The sequence below is a fragment of the Acinetobacter sp. AS167 genome (genome assembly GCF_037152175.1).
Classification (GTDB): domain Bacteria; phylum Pseudomonadota; class Gammaproteobacteria; order Pseudomonadales; family Moraxellaceae; genus Acinetobacter.
In genome coordinates this window covers 310,173-326,000 of sequence record NZ_JBBCMP010000003.1, presented here as the reverse complement: position 1 = coordinate 326,000, position 15,828 = coordinate 310,173, and the positions used below count along the sequence as shown (strand labels likewise).

Here is a 15,828-nt window from a genome sequence, read left to right as displayed (position 1 = left end):
TTTTGTATATCAAGGGGATGGCTTAATGCATTTAATTTTTTTACCAGGCGCATCGGGAAGTACAGCGTTTTGGCAACCTGTTATACAGCAGCTTTCAGCCGAACATCAAAAAACAGTGATGGCCTATCCAAGTTTTGCTGGGTATCCAGAGCATCCGTATATTCATAGTTTTGACGATTTACAGGGTTATATTCTCGACCAAATTCAACAGCCCTGCATTGTGATTGCTCAATCTATGGGAGGTATTTTTGCAGTTCAAGCAGCATTACAAAAACCTGAATTGATCAACGCTTTGGTTTTGGTTGCAAGCTCTGGTGGAATTGATTTAAGCCCCTTTCAGGTTGCCGATTGGCGAGGGGATTATCAGCAAACATTTGCAGTGCCCAATTGGTTTGTCAATCATCAAGCCCATTTAGATGATTTATTATATAAAATAGCGTGCCCAGTCCTGTTGCTGTGGGGCGATGCAGATCCCATTAGCCCTGTGGGCGTGGGTAAATATTTGCATGAAAAAATCCAGCATTCCAGATTGCATATCATTGAACAAGGGGAACATGATTTGGCCAATGTACACGCAAATCAAGTGGCCAGATTAATTCACGATTTTATTTCTGATATAAAGTAAAAGATTTAAGCTGAAGTCGCACATGTCTTTTTCATTTATGTTTACCATAATGACAATTGTGCTTCATCTTGCTGATCTGTCAGTTGATACAAACCGACTCCGATTAAACGGAATTGGAAATGCTCAGGAATTTGCATTTCGCTTAATAATATTTGAATGACCTGAACCATTTCTTGTTGTGATTGAAGTGCGGTTTTAAAACTTTTACTGTGCTGTAAAACCTGAAAATTCTTGAGTTTTAACTTAACGGTGACACCGCGAGCCTGCATGTGTTTTTTTTCTAAACTGAGCCAAACACGTTCAATTAAATTGTCCCAATAGATTGAGCACTGTTCAAGGCTGAGATCATCATCAAATGTGGTTTCTTTGGAAATTTGCTGACGTTGTCGTTCAGCTTGTACTGGACGATCATCAATACCTTGGGCATATAAAAACAACTGTCTGCCATATTTGCCAAAATGATGGATCAGTATATTTTCTTCAATTTTTTGTAAATCCCCCAAAGTCTCTAAGTTTAAGCTTTTCAGTTTTTCCTGAGTGACTTTACCAACACCGGGAATTTTTTTCAGGGGTAAATCATGGATAAAATGTTGAACTTGGGTCGGTTTAATGATGCAAATGCCATTGGGTTTATTCCAGTCCGAGGCAATTTTGGCAAGAAATTTATTCGGTGCTACGCCAGCCGAAGCCGTAAGCCCTGTTTGTTGAAAAATATCAGCTCGAATTCGTTCCGCCACTTCAGTTGCACTGGGAATATTTTGTAAATTTTCAGTGACATCTAAATAAGCTTCATCTAAAGATAAAGGTTCGATCAGCGCAGTGTATTTCTGAAAAATTTCATGAATTTTTATAGAAACATCGCGATATTTTTCAAAGTTCGGTTCAATCACATAGACCTGAGGACAACGTTTTTTTGCCTGTGACATCGACATGGCAGAGCGTAACCCAAACTGACGCGCTGGGTAGGATGCAGCAGCAATCACAGCCCGAGGATGATGTGATGAAATCACTACAGGCAAGTGCTTTAATTCAGGACGGTCGAGTAGCTCTACAGATGCATAGAATGCATCCATGTCAATATGGATGATTTTTCTCATGAATTACACAGTGTTGAAACGCTGTGTGATTATTCTAACCGATCTTGATTTGTTTCTATTGATGAATTTAAATTTTGTAAAGAATATGCGACAGCTTATGTCATGAAAGATCTTGATTGCGCTTAATTCAACTTATTTTTCTGTAAAAACTGCTGCCATTGTTCTGCATCACCATAAAATACATTTAAATCGACATTTTTTTCGATGCCTTGAATTTTGCCTTGGTTGCTCTGTTGCCAAAATGTCCATGCACGTTGGTCTTTTAAATCAGGCTTATCTTTATATTCACGAATCCAAATCGGTGTATCTTTAAACTCACCTGTGAGTACCATGTTGTAAAAGATTTTAGAGGTATAAAAAATCGGTTGTTTACCGTAATGCTTTTGCAATTGATCATGCATACTTTTGATGTGTTTGATTAATTGTTCTTTGGTATAGGTGTTTATACAACTGCTGTCATATTCCAAGTCCATCACAGGGGGCAAGGCATTACTTTTATTTGGCACCGTTTTAATAAAATTCTGTGCTTGAATGTCACCATCACGACATAAACGAAAGAAGTGATAAGCCCCCACGCGCATACCACGTTCACGTGCTTCTAACCAATACTGCTGAAATTTATCATCTTGATAATCGCCACCTTCAGTGGCTTTGAGATAGACAAACTGATAGTGCTGGGGAGAGATTTTTTTCCAATCAATATCACCTTGATGATGTGATACATCGAAACCTTTAATCGGATAGGCTTCAGCCAAGGCAGTATTATTATGAACAAAAAACAAAGTCCCGAATATGACGCAGCAGAAAAGTGCGATCGCTAAAACTGAGCTATTGCGAGTGATTTTTTGCTGTTTGTGTTTTTTCGCAGCGTATTTTGACATGGTTTTTTTAAATATCCAGATGGATCAGTTTAACGTGCTTTGGTTCTAAAAAACGATGGCTGAATAAAAATTGCAACACTTAAATTTGCGCATCTTTGGGAATTTGAAAGAATATCAACGCCGTAATGATGTTAATCGCACCTAAGCAAATCAGAGTATAGTGAAATGCTTGTGTTATATGTGCTTCACTAAAATAGCCTGTAAATGCATTGAGTAAAGTACCTGCCAAAGCAATCCCAATACTCATTGATAACATCATAATCATCGATAAAAAGCTATTCCCACTACTGGCGTCCTGTTGTGGGAGATCTTTAAGCGTAAGGGTATTCATGGTCACAAACTGTAATGAGTTGAGTACACCAAAAATAAAGAAATGCACTACACCTAACCATGTCGGAGTATCTGCTGTATGTAAGGCAAAACTGGCAATACATGCACCGATCAATAAGGTATTAACCAGTAGAAATGGACGATAACCAGTACGTTGTAGAATCGGGCGAATGATGGGTTTAGAAAATAATGAACCAAGTACAATTGGGGTCATCATTACCCCAGTCATAAAAGGTTCCATTTTAAAGGCGACTTGAAGCATCAGTGGCAAAATAAAAGGAACCGCATTTCCACCAAAGCGCGCAAAGAAATTACCGAGTACACCGATGGTATAGATTTTATTTTTAAACAGTCGACTACGAAACAATGCATTTTTATGGGTATGGGCATGATAGGCATAGACCAATGCTGAGATTATCCCTGCGAAAAGTAAGCCTAAGCTCAGGCTTCTGGAGATTTCATTGCTAGCAATATTTTCAATCCCTAAAGCCATTCCCACCATTGCGATTGCCAATAGGATAAAGCCACTGAAATCAAAGGATTTTACCGATGCTTCATTTACATTGGGCATGGCTTTAAAGGTGACAAAAGTGCCTAAAATACCGATGGGTAAATTAATCAGAAAAATCCAGTGCCAAGACGCATATTCGACCAACCAACCGCCTAAGATCGGGCCCATTAATGGACCGAGTAAGCCTGCTAAGCTCATCAAACTCATTGCAGAAAGAAACTGCTCACGAGGGATGATTTTTAACATGGCGAGTCGCCCGACTGGAACCAGTAATGCGCCACCGATACCTTGAATAACTCGAAATACAATAAGCAGATTGAAGTCATTGGACAGTGCACAGCCCAATGAGGCAGCGGTAAAAATCACGATCGCTGCAAAAAAGATATTTCGTACCCCAAAGCGATCTGCCAACCAACCACTTAAAGGAATACATGCAGCAACTGCCAAGACATAGCTAATCACGATGCCATGCATTTTTAATGGATTTTCTTGCAGGCTTTCTGCCATCGCAGGCAAAGCGGTATTGATAATCGTGGTATCTAAGCCTTGCATGAAAAAGCCGATCGAAACTAAAAAAACCAATAAATAGAATTTAGGTTGGAGTTTACTGTGCGATGGCGTAGTCGTCATAGAACTTAAATAATCCCATTTTGTGAATATTTTAAAACAATCATCTGACTAAATCTGTATGAAATCGTTGCTTTATATTGAATCAGGCGCAATACCCAATTGAATGTTCAAGAAATTGCCATAAAACTGTAATCTGCTTGTCATGGAACTTACACCCGTGATGAATACATTAAGCCAAATTAAACAAAAAATGGGCTGTTTATGAACATAAAAGTTTCAGCATTGTGTTTAGCAATGCTTTCTGTGGGTTTAGTGGCATGTAATGATGATCATAAAACAACAGCGCCAACGGTTGAAGAAAGCACACCTGAAAGCATTAATTTAAGCTTACTGGGGCGTTATGAAACGGGTATTTTTGCTGAAAGTGCAGCAGAGATTCCCGCATATGATGCAACAACAAAACGGGTATTTGTGGTCAATGCTAAAAACGGTTTGGTTGATGTGTTAGATGTGTCTAAACCAGAAACGCCTGTGCATATTGGTGAGCTTTCGGCTCGTGAAGCTTTAGCTGATTCTGAAGTAAATTCAGTTGCGATTAGAAATGGCATTGTGGCACTTGCTGTTCAAGCCAAACAAAAAACAGATAAAGGTATTGTGGCTTTTTTTAATGCCAAAGATTTGAAATTGATTAGTCAAGTCGAAGTTGGTGCTTTACCTGATATGCTGACATTTAGTCCAGATGGTAAAACTGTTTTGGTGGCAAATGAGGCGGAACCGAATGATGACTATAGTATCGATCCTGAAGGTTCAATCAGCATTATTGATATTAGCAATATTCAACGACCAACCGCTAGCCTTGCCGATTTTAAAGCGTTTAATGATAAAAAAGCCGATTTGATTAAATCGGGTGTACGCATTTTTGGTCCTAAAGCGACGGTGGCTCAAGATCTAGAGCCTGAATACATCACCATCAGCAATGATGGGAAAACCGCTTGGGTGACCTTACAAGAAAATAATGCCATTGCCAAAATTGATATCGTTGCTAAAAAAGTGACTGATATTTTTCCATTAGGTTATAAAGATCATGGGCTTGCTAACAATGCACTAGATGTCAGTGATAAAGATGGAAAAATTAACATCCAAACTTGGCCAGGTTTGGTGGGGATGTATCAACCTGATTCAATTGCCCATTATCAAGCCAATGGGGCGAGTTATTTAGTCACCGCCAATGAAGGTGATTCACGTGAATGGCTAAAAGACTCAAAAGCGTACTATGCAGGAGATCAAAGCCAAGGTTTTGTTGAAGCAATTCGAATGAAACATCTGTTTAATGTCAAAGGTTTCAATAACAAAGGTGATTATCCCGCACACTTAGTCAATCTTGCAACAGGTGTAAAAGGTGCCAAACTAGATGCAACGGTTTTTGCCTATTGTGGTGCAACAGCGACTGATCCAAGCATGTGCCGTGATGATACACAATTAGGACGTTTAAACATTGCTTGGAATATGGGTTATCAAACCAACACGGATGGCTCACCAAAATTGGATGCCAATGGATTATTGACCTATAGCAAACTTTATAGCTATGGCGCGCGTTCTTTCAGTATATGGGATGCACAAGGCAAGTTAGTTTGGGATTCAGGCAGTGAGTTTGAGCGTAAAGTTGCTGAGCTATTTCCAAATTATTTTAATAGTGATCATGAAGCGGTGGCTTTTGATGACCGAAGTGACAATAAAGGGCCTGAGCCTGAAGGTTTAGCGCTGGGTACGATTGGCAAAAAAACCTTTGCCTTTATCGGCTTAGAGCGCCAAAGTGGGATAATGGTATACGATATTAGCAATCCAGAAAAGCCTGTGTTTATACAGTATTTTAATAATCGTACTTTTAAACAGGATCAGGTTTATAAAGATGCCAAAGGTCAGCCAATCTTAAACAAGGATGGCAAGCAGATTCTGATTGAGAAAAGTGATTTAGGTCCTGAAGGGCTGACGTTTGTCTCTGCCAAAGATTCACCAAATGCAAAGCCTATGTTGATAGTGGGCAATGAAGTCAGTGGCAGTACAGCAATTTATCAGATTAACTTAAAATAGCATTTTAGTGTATTCTGTTGCGAGTGAAGAGTGCTTTGGCACTCTTTTTATTGAGGCTATCCCTCAGTTTTATAAGGGATAGTTGTAGATAAGACACATAAAGTAGATGAATTATTCATCTTTATATAACATCATCAATTTTCAATAAAATTGTATTACTAATCTAAGCCTAACCATTGTCTTTGATGATAAGCGCTATCCCAGAACAACCATTCTAATTCAGCACCTTTGGTATAGGCTTTATGCATTTTCTCAAGGGTATCTGCATCGCAATGTTCTGCAATACGGTCAATCGTTGCTAAAACATTTTTAACTGCTTGGTTAAATTCTTCACCTGAATAAGTATCGATCCATGCTTGATATGGATTATTGGCAATAGATTTACTCACAATATCTTTACCAACTTCTGCATAAATCCAGAAGCAAGGCAGTAACGAAGCCAAAACCACAGGATAGCTTTCAGACCAAGCCGTCGCAGTTAAAAAAGTCGTGTAGTGATGGCAGGCAAGGGTAAGCGGGGTATTCTCAAAGTCAGCTTTGCTAATCCCAAAATCTTTCATAAATCCATCGTGTAGGCTACGTTCTACAACAATCGCTTCTTTCGCACCTTGGGTAAATTGGATGATATCGTCAGCATCAAATGCTTTTGCACCACAGACAGCCAATGCACGACCATATGCCACCAGATAATGCGCATCCTGAATCACATAATGACAAAAAGCTTCCTTGTTTAATGAGCCTGTCGCAAGTTCTTGGTTAAATGGAAGCGCTAAAGTTTTGTTATATAAAGCAAGATTACGTTGCCAAACGTCTTGAGAAAAAGACATGCCGTTTTCCTATGCAATGATTCAAGTTATAAAATGATTTCAGTTTGCAAGACTATAGCAACTCTAAATTGCTTTAGGTATTTGAATGCAGAAAATTCGATTGTATTTGCATAAAAATATGACAAAGAACTTTGGATAAATGTGAAAAAGTCGTCATAATGTGCGCATTAAAAACGCGATTTTTATTTCAGTTTTCTGATTCAAAAACTATTCTCCGTAGGTCGAATTCCCATGATGAAACATTTTGGTTTCTCAATATTTTTTACGATCGTGTGTTTGGCAATCTCTGCATATTGGGGCTTTACCCATGGTCCAAATGCAGGCGTGCAAGCCATGCTCTCTGCACTGACCATTACGGCAATTCTTGCTGTTATGGAAGTGTCTCTGTCTTTTGACAATGCTGTTGTAAATGCATCTGTACTGCGTAATTGGGATCATTTCTGGAAAATGATCTTTTTAACCGTTGGTATTTTGATTGCTGTGTTTGGTATGCGACTGGTATTTCCGGTTGTGATTGTTGCAGTCACAGCGGATATGGGCATGTTTGATGTTGTGAAAATGGCATTAAATGATCCAATTCAATACTCAGAAAAATTATTGGCACATCATGCTGAAATCGCCGCTTTTGGTGGTTCATTCTTGTTGTTGGTATTTTTAAACTTTTTCTTGGATGAAGGTAAAGATACCCATTGGTTTAAATGGATTGAAAAGCGTTTAGCCAACTTAGCCAATGTACCCGCAATGTCGGTATTCCTTGCTCTAGTTGCATTGCTGATTATGGCTGCAAATGTAGATGAAGCGAAACGCCTTGTGGTCACAATGGCAGGTATTTGGGGCATCGTGATTTATATCGGTGTACAAGTACTCAGTCATCTACTAGGTGGCGAGCCAGAAGTAGATGAAGACGGCAATGCTGTGGGTCATGATGCCAATGGTGCACCTACAGGTGTCATCAAAGCTGGTATTGGTGGCTTTATTTACCTAGAAGTATTAGATGCATCCTTTAGTTTTGACGGCGTAATCGGTGCATTTGCGATTACCTCTGATGTTGTCATTATTATGCTTGGTTTAGCTATTGGTGCGATGTTTGTTCGTTCAATGACAATCTACTTGGTCGATAAAGGTACACTTGATGCCTATATCTACCTTGAGCATGGTGCGCATTATGCCATTGGTGCTTTGGCATTTATCATGATTGCGAGTGGTACAGGTTTACATGTACCTGAAGTGGTAACGGGTTTGATTGGTGTTGCATTTATTGTTTGGGCAGTCATTGCATCAATTCAATATAACAAGCGAATTGAACAACAGAGTTAATCCTTTTTTAAGAAAAGAGATTACAATACAAGAGCACTTTAACAGTGCTCTTTTTTATGCTCAATGTTTCCACAAAGTTGCCACAATATGCGATGATGTGTTTGATAATTAGCTCGCCAGTTTTGATAAGCCAGTAGATATGATGAATCCTTTAGAACGCCGCTCGACCTTTGCATTAAGTAGTATTTTTGCTTTACGCATGTTGGGGTTGTTCATGATTATCCCTGTGTTTGCGGTGGTTGGTCAGTCCTATCAGTATGCAACACCTGCTTTGATCGGTTTAGCGGTCGGTGTCTATGGCCTCAGCCAAGCACTTCTGCAAATTCCTTTTAGCTTATGGGCAGATCGTTTTAGTCGTAAACCTTTGATTATTTTTGGCTTACTGCTGTTTGCTTTGGGTGGTGCTGTTGCGGCAATGTCTGAAACCATTTATGGGGTCATTATTGGCCGTGCGATTGCTGGAGCTGGCGCTGTATCTGCGGTTGTTATGGCTTTGCTGGCTGATGTCACCCGTGAAGAGAATCGAACCAAAGCCATGGCTGTGATGGGCATGAGTATCGGTTTGTCTTTTGTTGTAGCTTTTAGTTTAGGACCTTGGCTCACCAGTTTGGTGGGGATTTCAGGGCTATTCTGGGTAACAACAATTATGGGGTTATTGGCAATTCTCATGTTGTTTATGGTGCCTAAAACCACCCGTCATCATAAAAACTTTAAACAAGGTTATCTGCATCAGCTCAAACAAGTCTTAAAAATGGGCGATCTGAATCGTCTGCATGTTTCAGTTTTTGCGTTGCACTTATTGCTTACCGCAATGTTTGTTTATGTGCCTTCTCAATTGATCAATTTTGCTGGGATCCCTTTGGCGCAACATGGCATTGTTTACTTGCCTTTGTTGGTCATCAGTCTGTTCTTTGCATTTCCGAGCATTATTCTGGCTGAAAAATACCGTAAAATGCGCAGCATTTTTCTAACGGCAATTGCGGGAATTATAGCAGGATTAGTCATTCTGATTTTTGGTTATGAATCCAAATATGTCTTGTTGTTAGGCCTTGGATTGTTCTTTATTGCCTTTAATGTCATGGAAGCATTACTCCCATCATGGCTGTCTAAAGCAGCGCCGATTCAATCCAAAGCAACAGCGATGGGCGTCAATGCAAGTGCTCAATTTTTAGGGGCTTTTTTTGGTGGGACACTTGGTGGGCAATTAATTTTGCTCAATAATACAACAATGGGTTGGAGTGTCTTATCAGCTATTGCTATACTTTGGTTGCTCATTAGTTTTGGGCTAGCTCAACCACGATATTTAACATCAATCGTATTACGATTGCCTGAGGATAAACAAACCGATAATTGGACTTCTCAGTTGTTGTCAATTCGTGGTATTGAGGAAGTTGTGGTTATGTCTGACCAGCAAGTTGCGTATATAAAAGTTGATAAACAGCAAATTGATGATGCTGCGCGACAACATTTAACGCAGTTGTTTGGGAAAGAGGTAGCCATTTAAACATAACTCTTATAAAGTAAAACATAGAATCGAATAGGAAGATAACATCTAATGCGTGGTGTAAATAAAGTTATTTTAGTTGGTACTTTAGGTCGTGATCCTGAGACTAAAACTTTCCCAAATGGGGGTTCTCTCACTCAATTTTCAATTGCGACAAGTGAATCTTGGACAGACAAAAATTCCGGTGAAAGAAAAGAACAAACGGAATGGCATCGTATTGTATTGCACAACCGTTTAGGTGAGATTGCACAGCAGTATTTACGTAAAGGTTCAAAAGTTTATATTGAAGGTTCTTTACGTACCCGTCAGTGGACGGATCAAAATGGTCAAGAGCGCTATACCACTGAAATTCGTGGCGAACAAATGCAGATGCTTGACAACAACCGTCAACAAGGTGAAGGCGCTGCTGCTGACAATGGTGGTTATAACCAACCACGTTTCAATAACAATCAGCAAGGTGGTTTTAACAACAACCAAGGTGGTGGCGGTTATGCGAATCAAGGTAATCAAGGTGGTGGTTACGGCAATGCCAATCCACAAGGTGGCTATGGCAATGGCGGAAACAACGTAAATCAAGGTTTTCAATCGCCTAAACCTGCAGCTACACCATCAGCACCTACTGCTGCCCCTGCGGATTTAGATGATGACTTACCGTTTTAATTGATAAAACGGTCAAGCTTGATCAAAAACCCTTTGTGAAAACAAAGGGTTTTTTTTATGAACCTCATGATTTGGTTTTAGACAATCACTTTTTTGCTGAAACCCACATGGTAATCACAGCTTTAAATACCAGATCATTGTGCATGTTTTTAACCTCCACATTGACCAAATAATCACTACCTTGATTCCACTGAAAATTGCTTTCAACAGGCGTGGCAATCGCAATTAAATCAGTTTCAGCCTTCTTTAAATATTCAACCGTCATCCCTTTGGGAATCCAACGATGCGAGGAAGGCACGGTTACATCAGTCATGGTTCCGCCAGCAAGTTCAGCCATATTACACATGGCAATAGCATGGACTGTACCAATATGATTGAGAACAGCACGGTGTTTTTTGATTTTAATTTCAGCATAGTTCGCTTCAAGTCGTTCAAAAACAGGTGAGATACTGCTGAAATAAGGTGCTTTTAAGCACAATAATTTTGAAAATGTCCATTTGCCAGCAGGCTTATTTTTAAATCTATTCCACAGTTTTAGGGTTTGGCTCATTGTTGTATTCCTTATTTAGTTTACAGAATATTATTTAGTTTGCAGAATATTATTCTAATACAGAATTAAATTCTGTTGTTGGCTCGACAGACGATTTGAATCGCGTAAAATGTCATATAGAAAATGCTTAAATAAAATCAAAGGCTGTAGATGAATAATCAAAGTTTGTTGGAACGTCGTTATAGTGGGCGCCGTGCAGAATTAAAACGGGTGATTTTAACGGAAGCATTAGCTTGTTTTTTAGAACATGGGATTGAAACAACAACAATAGAAATGATCCGTGAACGTGCACAAACCAGTGTGGGGGCGATTTACCACCATTTTAAAAATAAAGAAGGTTTAGTGGCAGCCCTGTATATTTTAGCCATAGAAGACCAAGCGGAACGCCGTGATCAAGCATTATTGTCTGCACAAAGTCTACAGCAGGGTATTCAAGTGATGACAGCAAGCTATATAGATTGGGTCATGGATTATCCAGATTTTGCAAGATTTTTATATGCTGCCAATTTTAGTATTTCTAAAAGTATTCAGCGGGATCAGCTAAAACAGCAGAATCATTTACGTAATCAACACTTATTGGCTTGGATGAAGCAACAACCCGATTATGGGGTGATCAAGAACATTCCCCATGAATTATTATTGTCATTTATGGTTGGATCGACAGAAAGTTATTGTCGGGCATGGTTGTCAGGTAAAGTGAAAGCCACGCCAAAAGTTTACCAAGCAGCATTGGCACATGCGGCTTGGTGCAGTTTAGAAAGCGTATATCAGCAACAAGGCTAAATAACCAAGCTGGTTAAATTACGGATACTGTGATTAAAAAATTCGTGAGCTTTGCATATAGTGCGCTGTGACTTGATCTAAGTGATTAAGAATTGTTGCACTATTTTGAGTCTGGATTGCTGTGTCGAGTTGCTGCATATAGCCTAGCAATTGGTTTTTCGCTTTTGCTGCAAATTCAGCAGTAATGGCTTGATCTTCATAAAGTAAGACATAGTTTTTGGCAAAACCATAAATCATAAAAATCGCCGTTTTCTCAAAATCAGCCTCAGAATGAGCAATTTGAGATTCGCAGTTTATTTTCAGTTGTTTAAAAGCATCTGTACCAAAAGGAAGGTTTTGGAATTGCTCCAAAAGAATTGAGAACGTCATTTTTTAAAGTCCACTCAAAAAGAAAATCTATAGAGTAAAAGGCGAAAGGTCAAGCAAAGTTTGAAATAATATTTTCGATCAAAGCAAGGCAACAGATTGGAAAGATAAATCCATAAAACCGATTATTTTTATTAAAAACTCCAGTTTTACCGATTCAATAATATTTCGTATAGTGATTCCACAGATAAGCAATCCCTGAAATCTATTGGAGAAAGACCACATGAGTTTGATCAATACTGAAGTTAAAGCATTTAACGCAACGGCATATAAAAATGGTGAATTTATCGAAGTGTCTGAAAAAGACTTCTTGGGTAAATGGTCTGTGGTATTTTTCTATCCTGCTGACTTTACTTTTGTCTGCCCAACAGAGTTAGGCGATCTTGCAGATAACTATGCTGAATTCCAAAAAATGGGCGTAGAAATTTATTCAGTGTCTACCGATACACACTTTACCCATAAAGCATGGCATGACAACTCAGATGAAATCAAAAAGATCCAATATCCAATGGTGGGTGATCCAACTTGGGCTTTGGCAAAAAACTTTGAAGTGTTGATTGAAGCTGAAGGCCTTGCAGATCGTGGCACTTTCGTGATTGATCCTGAAGGTAAAATTCAAATTATTGAAATCAATGCCGGTGGTATTGGACGTGATGCACAAGAATTACTGCGTAAAGTGAAAGCGGCACAATATGTACACGCACACCCAGGCGAAGTATGTCCAGCAAAATGGAAAGAAGGCGATGCAACACTTGCACCTTCAATTGATCTGATCGGTAAAATCTAATCATTGCATAGAATTAAAATTGAAAAACCAGAAGTTAAACTTCTGGTTTTTATGGTTCGATTGGCTTTATAAAATATAACCATCGTGTTTAGGTGCGTAGGCACGAATACCATCGACTAAATCTTCAATCAACTTTTCCATGACTAAGCGTTGACCTTTGCGAGATGCATAAACCAACTGTACAACACCAATATTGGAACACCACTCTGGTAACAGATGGATTAAACGCCCTGAAGCAATGTCTCGTTCTACCGTTAAATAGGGAAGATCGGCAATACCTAAGCCATCGAGTACTGCATAATACGCACCCATTAAGTCATTACTTTTGACTCGAGGCTGTAATGGAATATCGATTTCTTCTCGTTGCTGAATATGATGTAAATGCCAATGATAGTGCTGTTTATCTGTACCTAATACAATGGTTGGAAATTCACAAAGTTCTGTAACATGTTGGATTTCACGATCGCCTAAAAGTTCAGGACTAATCACTAAACAGTGCGTGGTTTTAATTACATCTCTAACGATAATACTGGAGTCTTCATTGCTTGAAAAATTAGTACGAATGGCCAAATCAATATCATCATGCAGCACATCGATACGTCGACTGGTGAGTGCCAATTCAACCCGAACTTTAGGATATTTTTTTAAAAACTGATTTAGAATTGGTCGAATTTGATGTTCCATCATCACCGGTGGGCAACTAATTTTAATCAGTCCCTGTAATTCAATTTCTTGTTTTAATAAGACATTCTGAGCATTATCGGCTTGTTCAATAATCTTTGCACATTCCTCAAAAAACTCTTGTCCGAGTGGTGTGACTTTAAAATGTCGGGTTGAGCGTTGAATCAAGGTCACATTAAATTTAGCTTCTAAATCCAGAATACGTCGGCTCAGTTTAGACTTGGTGATATTACTGGCTTCACTGGCAGCACTAAATCCACCATGCTTTACCACCAGATAGAAATAATAGTAGTCATCAAAAGAGTGCACAGCTTCATCTCAAGTGTGTTGATGATTAAATAGTATCATTAATAGGAAAATATTTTAAAATTTGTACCAATAAAAGCTAGAAATGCAAAAGATTACATTTCTCGCTTAAATCATTGTCTTATTTCTGAGAAGTATTTTGAGTGTAGCTATTGATCAGGTTACGATAGTCAGGGATATGGTTACCAAATAGCGTACCTAAACCTTCAATATCATTACGCCAATCACGATGCAGCTCACAAGAGGCACCAAACCAAGTCATTAATTGCGCGCCTGCATTGCTCATACGATCCCAAGCTGAGTCACGTGTCAGCGGGTTAAATGTTCCAGAAGCATCGGTGATGACAAAGACCTCAAAATCTTCTTCTAGGGCAGAAAGTGCCGGAAATGCAACACAAACCTCGGTGACAACACCTGCGATAATCAGTTGTTTTTTGCCTGTTGCTTTTACTGCTTTGACAAAGTCTTCATTGTCCCAAGCATTGATTTGACCAGGGCGAGCGATATATGGTGCATCTGGAAAAAGTGCTTTTAACTCTGGTACCAGTGGACCATTGGGACCATCTTCAAAACTGGTGGTCAAAATGGTTGGAAGGTTAAAGTATTGAGCTGCAGCAGCCAGTGCCAGAACATTATTTTTAAACTTATCTGGGTCAATGTCACGGACTAAAGAAAGTAATCCAGTTTGATGATCGACTAACAATACCGCAGCATCATCTTTGTTTAAACGAACGTAAGGTTTTCCCATTTTTTATATCCTTGAAGTCACTAAAATTTAAATTGTGCTTAAATACAAAACAAATTATTTTGCATGGATTTCATGTTACGTGGCTTAATCATGATAATTAAGCCTATAAACTGAGATTAATAATCTCATAAATAAGATTATTGATTAAAAACTACGCTGAGCCTTGGCTGTTGAATATCCTATATTTGGGATTCAGCGTATTGGTAGATTGCTGTATTGATCACTTTAAAAAACTTAAAATGGATTCATATTAAAGCCTAGAGATAGGAGTATTGAGATGAAAAGAATTATTGGTGTATACCGCAATCAAAATATGCATTGGGTCGGTGATGGCTTTCCTGTAAAAAACTTGTTTTCTTATGATCGTTTAGGTCAAGCGATTAGTCCTTTTTTATTATTGGATTATGCAGCACCTTATACATTTGCACCTAGCCATGAACAGCACGGTGTAGGTTCACATCCACATCGTGGCTTTGAAACGGTGACCATTGCCTACCAAGGTGAAGTTACCCATAAAGACTCACATGGTGGTGGTGGAACCATTAAAACAGGTGATGTGCAATGGATGACTGCAGGCGCAGGATTGGTTCATGAAGAATTCCATTCACATGAATTCACTGAAAAAGGTGGAATCTTTGAAATGGTTCAGCTTTGGGTGAATTTACCTGCGGCAGATAAAATGACCCAACCTAAGTATCAAGCAATTTCTGCGCAAGATATTCCTGTGATTCATTTTGATGATGATGCAGGCCACTTACGTGTGGTTGCTGGGAAATATGCTGAACAACAAGGTGCTGCTTCAACCTTTAGCCCTGTCAATGTTTGGGATGGTCAGCTTAAAGCGGGTCATGAGCAAATTATTCATGTGCCAGTTGACCACAATACTTTGGTGGTTGTACTAGAAGGTGAAATGCTGCTCAATGGTACACAAAAGGTGCTCGATAGCTCGATTGTCATGTTTGAAAAAGATGGTGATGCAGCAATTCAACTTGAAGCGGTGCAAGATGCTAAGTTTTTGGTGCTTACAGGTAAACCATTGAATGAGCCAATCCAAGGCTATGGTCCATTTGTAATGAATAGCAAAGAAGAAATCGTGCAAGCGTTTAACGATTTCAATAATGGCAAATTTGGTGAAATTGTAGCGGAAGCTTAGTTGGTACTGATGAACGGTATTTGTATAACGGATACCTTTCA

At 39.1% G+C, this 15,828-nt stretch carries 16 protein-coding genes; 8 read left to right on the top strand and 8 right to left on the bottom strand.

Features of this window, described 5'->3' with window-relative positions:
• Window positions 1–25 precede the first annotated feature (25 nt).
• Window positions 26–625 carry an alpha/beta fold hydrolase gene (locus WFN33_RS07965; RefSeq protein WP_336952421.1) on the top strand — a complete coding sequence of 200 codons (600 nt, stop codon included), beginning with the start codon at window positions 26–28 and terminating at the stop codon, window positions 623–625.
• 41 nt (window positions 626–666) lie between these two features.
• Here the strand turns inward: WFN33_RS07965 and dinB are convergent, their stop codons facing one another.
• The 3 genes from dinB to mdtD form a co-directional block, all read right to left on the bottom strand.
• Window positions 667–1,722, bottom strand: a complete 1,056-nt coding sequence (gene dinB / locus WFN33_RS07960; RefSeq protein ID WP_336952419.1) for a DNA polymerase IV — start codon at window positions 1,720–1,722, stop codon at window positions 667–669.
• A 122-nt stretch (window positions 1,723–1,844) separates the two neighbouring features.
• Window positions 1,845–2,603, bottom strand: coding sequence for a glycoside hydrolase family 25 protein (locus tag WFN33_RS07955; protein ID WP_336952417.1), 759 nt, complete (start codon window positions 2,601–2,603; stop codon window positions 1,845–1,847).
• Window positions 2,604–2,682: 79 nt separating this feature from the next.
• Entirely contained in the window at window positions 2,683–4,074 is a 1,392-nt protein-coding gene (gene mdtD, locus WFN33_RS07950) for a multidrug transporter subunit MdtD (protein ID WP_336952415.1), read from the bottom strand.
• A gap of 201 nt (window positions 4,075–4,275) precedes the next feature.
• Here mdtD and WFN33_RS07945 point away from each other — a divergent pair, with 201 nt between their 5' ends.
• Window positions 4,276–6,105: a choice-of-anchor I family protein gene (locus WFN33_RS07945; protein ID WP_336952414.1), complete on the top strand. Its 1,830-nt coding sequence runs from the start codon at window positions 4,276–4,278 to the stop codon at window positions 6,103–6,105.
• 158 nt (window positions 6,106–6,263) lie between these two features.
• On the opposite strand, the gene tenA is transcribed toward WFN33_RS07945, so the two are convergent.
• Window positions 6,264–6,932, bottom strand: coding sequence for a thiaminase II (gene tenA / locus WFN33_RS07940; RefSeq protein ID WP_336952413.1), 669 nt, complete (start codon window positions 6,930–6,932; stop codon window positions 6,264–6,266).
• 234 nt (window positions 6,933–7,166) lie between these two features.
• Here tenA and WFN33_RS07935 point away from each other — a divergent pair, with 234 nt between their 5' ends.
• From WFN33_RS07935 to ssb, 3 genes are all read left to right on the top strand, one after another.
• Complete coding sequence (locus WFN33_RS07935; RefSeq protein ID WP_171066888.1) at window positions 7,167–8,249, top strand: DUF475 domain-containing protein; 1,083 nt, start codon at window positions 7,167–7,169, stop codon at window positions 8,247–8,249.
• 139 nt (window positions 8,250–8,388) lie between these two features.
• Window positions 8,389–9,753 (top strand): MFS transporter, encoded by a 1,365-nt coding sequence (locus WFN33_RS07930; protein WP_336952412.1) that lies wholly within the window; start codon window positions 8,389–8,391, stop codon window positions 9,751–9,753.
• A gap of 51 nt (window positions 9,754–9,804) precedes the next feature.
• A complete protein-coding gene (gene ssb / locus WFN33_RS07925) occupies window positions 9,805–10,413 on the top strand; it encodes a single-stranded DNA-binding protein (protein ID WP_105713882.1) in 609 nt (202 codons plus the stop codon).
• 85 nt (window positions 10,414–10,498) lie between these two features.
• Here ssb and WFN33_RS07920 read toward each other — a convergent pair whose 3' ends face one another.
• Entirely contained in the window at window positions 10,499–10,963 is a 465-nt protein-coding gene (locus WFN33_RS07920) for a hotdog fold domain-containing protein (RefSeq protein ID WP_336952411.1), read from the bottom strand.
• A gap of 150 nt (window positions 10,964–11,113) precedes the next feature.
• Here WFN33_RS07920 and WFN33_RS07915 point away from each other — a divergent pair, with 150 nt between their 5' ends.
• Window positions 11,114–11,746 (top strand): TetR/AcrR family transcriptional regulator, encoded by a 633-nt coding sequence (locus tag WFN33_RS07915; RefSeq protein ID WP_336952410.1) that lies wholly within the window; start codon window positions 11,114–11,116, stop codon window positions 11,744–11,746.
• Window positions 11,747–11,779: 33 nt separating this feature from the next.
• Here the strand turns inward: WFN33_RS07915 and WFN33_RS07910 are convergent, their stop codons facing one another.
• Complete coding sequence (locus WFN33_RS07910) at window positions 11,780–12,115, bottom strand: hypothetical protein (RefSeq protein WP_336952409.1); 336 nt, start codon at window positions 12,113–12,115, stop codon at window positions 11,780–11,782.
• A gap of 220 nt (window positions 12,116–12,335) precedes the next feature.
• Between WFN33_RS07910 and ahpC the strand changes: the two genes are divergently transcribed.
• Window positions 12,336–12,899, top strand: a complete 564-nt coding sequence (ahpC, locus tag WFN33_RS07905; RefSeq protein ID WP_004718560.1) for an alkyl hydroperoxide reductase subunit C — start codon at window positions 12,336–12,338, stop codon at window positions 12,897–12,899.
• Window positions 12,900–12,965: 66 nt separating this feature from the next.
• Here the strand turns inward: ahpC and WFN33_RS07900 are convergent, their stop codons facing one another.
• Window positions 12,966–13,889, bottom strand: coding sequence for a LysR substrate-binding domain-containing protein (locus tag WFN33_RS07900; RefSeq protein WP_004718559.1), 924 nt, complete (start codon window positions 13,887–13,889; stop codon window positions 12,966–12,968).
• A gap of 118 nt (window positions 13,890–14,007) precedes the next feature.
• Window positions 14,008–14,634, bottom strand: coding sequence for an isochorismate family cysteine hydrolase YcaC (ycaC, locus tag WFN33_RS07895; RefSeq protein WP_004818434.1), 627 nt, complete (start codon window positions 14,632–14,634; stop codon window positions 14,008–14,010).
• Window positions 14,635–14,911: 277 nt separating this feature from the next.
• On the opposite strand from ycaC, the gene WFN33_RS07890 reads away from it, so the two are divergent.
• Complete coding sequence (locus WFN33_RS07890) at window positions 14,912–15,787, top strand: pirin family protein (RefSeq protein WP_105713878.1); 876 nt, start codon at window positions 14,912–14,914, stop codon at window positions 15,785–15,787.
• Window positions 15,788–15,828 lie beyond the last annotated feature (41 nt).

What these genes read in the sequence shown, in the direction of transcription:
- dinB (WP_336952419.1), bottom strand. Translation starts at nt 1,722, where the DNA reads ATGAGAAAAATCATCCATATTGACATGGATGCATTCTATGCATCTGTA.
- ycaC (WP_004818434.1), bottom strand. Translation starts at nt 14,634, where the DNA reads ATGGGAAAACCTTACGTTCGTTTAAACAAAGATGATGCTGCGGTATTG.
- WFN33_RS07890 (WP_105713878.1), top strand. Translation starts at nt 14,912, where the DNA reads ATGAAAAGAATTATTGGTGTATACCGCAATCAAAATATGCATTGGGTC.
- ssb (WP_105713882.1), top strand. Translation starts at nt 9,805, where the DNA reads ATGCGTGGTGTAAATAAAGTTATTTTAGTTGGTACTTTAGGTCGTGAT.
- WFN33_RS07915 (WP_336952410.1), top strand. Translation starts at nt 11,114, where the DNA reads ATGAATAATCAAAGTTTGTTGGAACGTCGTTATAGTGGGCGCCGTGCA.
- WFN33_RS07955 (WP_336952417.1), bottom strand. Translation starts at nt 2,603, where the DNA reads ATGTCAAAATACGCTGCGAAAAAACACAAACAGCAAAAAATCACTCGC.
- WFN33_RS07930 (WP_336952412.1), top strand. Translation starts at nt 8,389, where the DNA reads ATGATGAATCCTTTAGAACGCCGCTCGACCTTTGCATTAAGTAGTATT.
- WFN33_RS07910 (WP_336952409.1), bottom strand. Translation starts at nt 12,115, where the DNA reads ATGACGTTCTCAATTCTTTTGGAGCAATTCCAAAACCTTCCTTTTGGT.
- tenA (WP_336952413.1), bottom strand. Translation starts at nt 6,932, where the DNA reads ATGTCTTTTTCTCAAGACGTTTGGCAACGTAATCTTGCTTTATATAAC.
- WFN33_RS07920 (WP_336952411.1), bottom strand. Translation starts at nt 10,963, where the DNA reads ATGAGCCAAACCCTAAAACTGTGGAATAGATTTAAAAATAAGCCTGCT.
- WFN33_RS07965 (WP_336952421.1), top strand. Translation starts at nt 26, where the DNA reads ATGCATTTAATTTTTTTACCAGGCGCATCGGGAAGTACAGCGTTTTGG.
- WFN33_RS07945 (WP_336952414.1), top strand. Translation starts at nt 4,276, where the DNA reads ATGAACATAAAAGTTTCAGCATTGTGTTTAGCAATGCTTTCTGTGGGT.
- ahpC (WP_004718560.1), top strand. Translation starts at nt 12,336, where the DNA reads ATGAGTTTGATCAATACTGAAGTTAAAGCATTTAACGCAACGGCATAT.
- WFN33_RS07935 (WP_171066888.1), top strand. Translation starts at nt 7,167, where the DNA reads ATGAAACATTTTGGTTTCTCAATATTTTTTACGATCGTGTGTTTGGCA.
- mdtD (WP_336952415.1), bottom strand. Translation starts at nt 4,074, where the DNA reads ATGACGACTACGCCATCGCACAGTAAACTCCAACCTAAATTCTATTTA.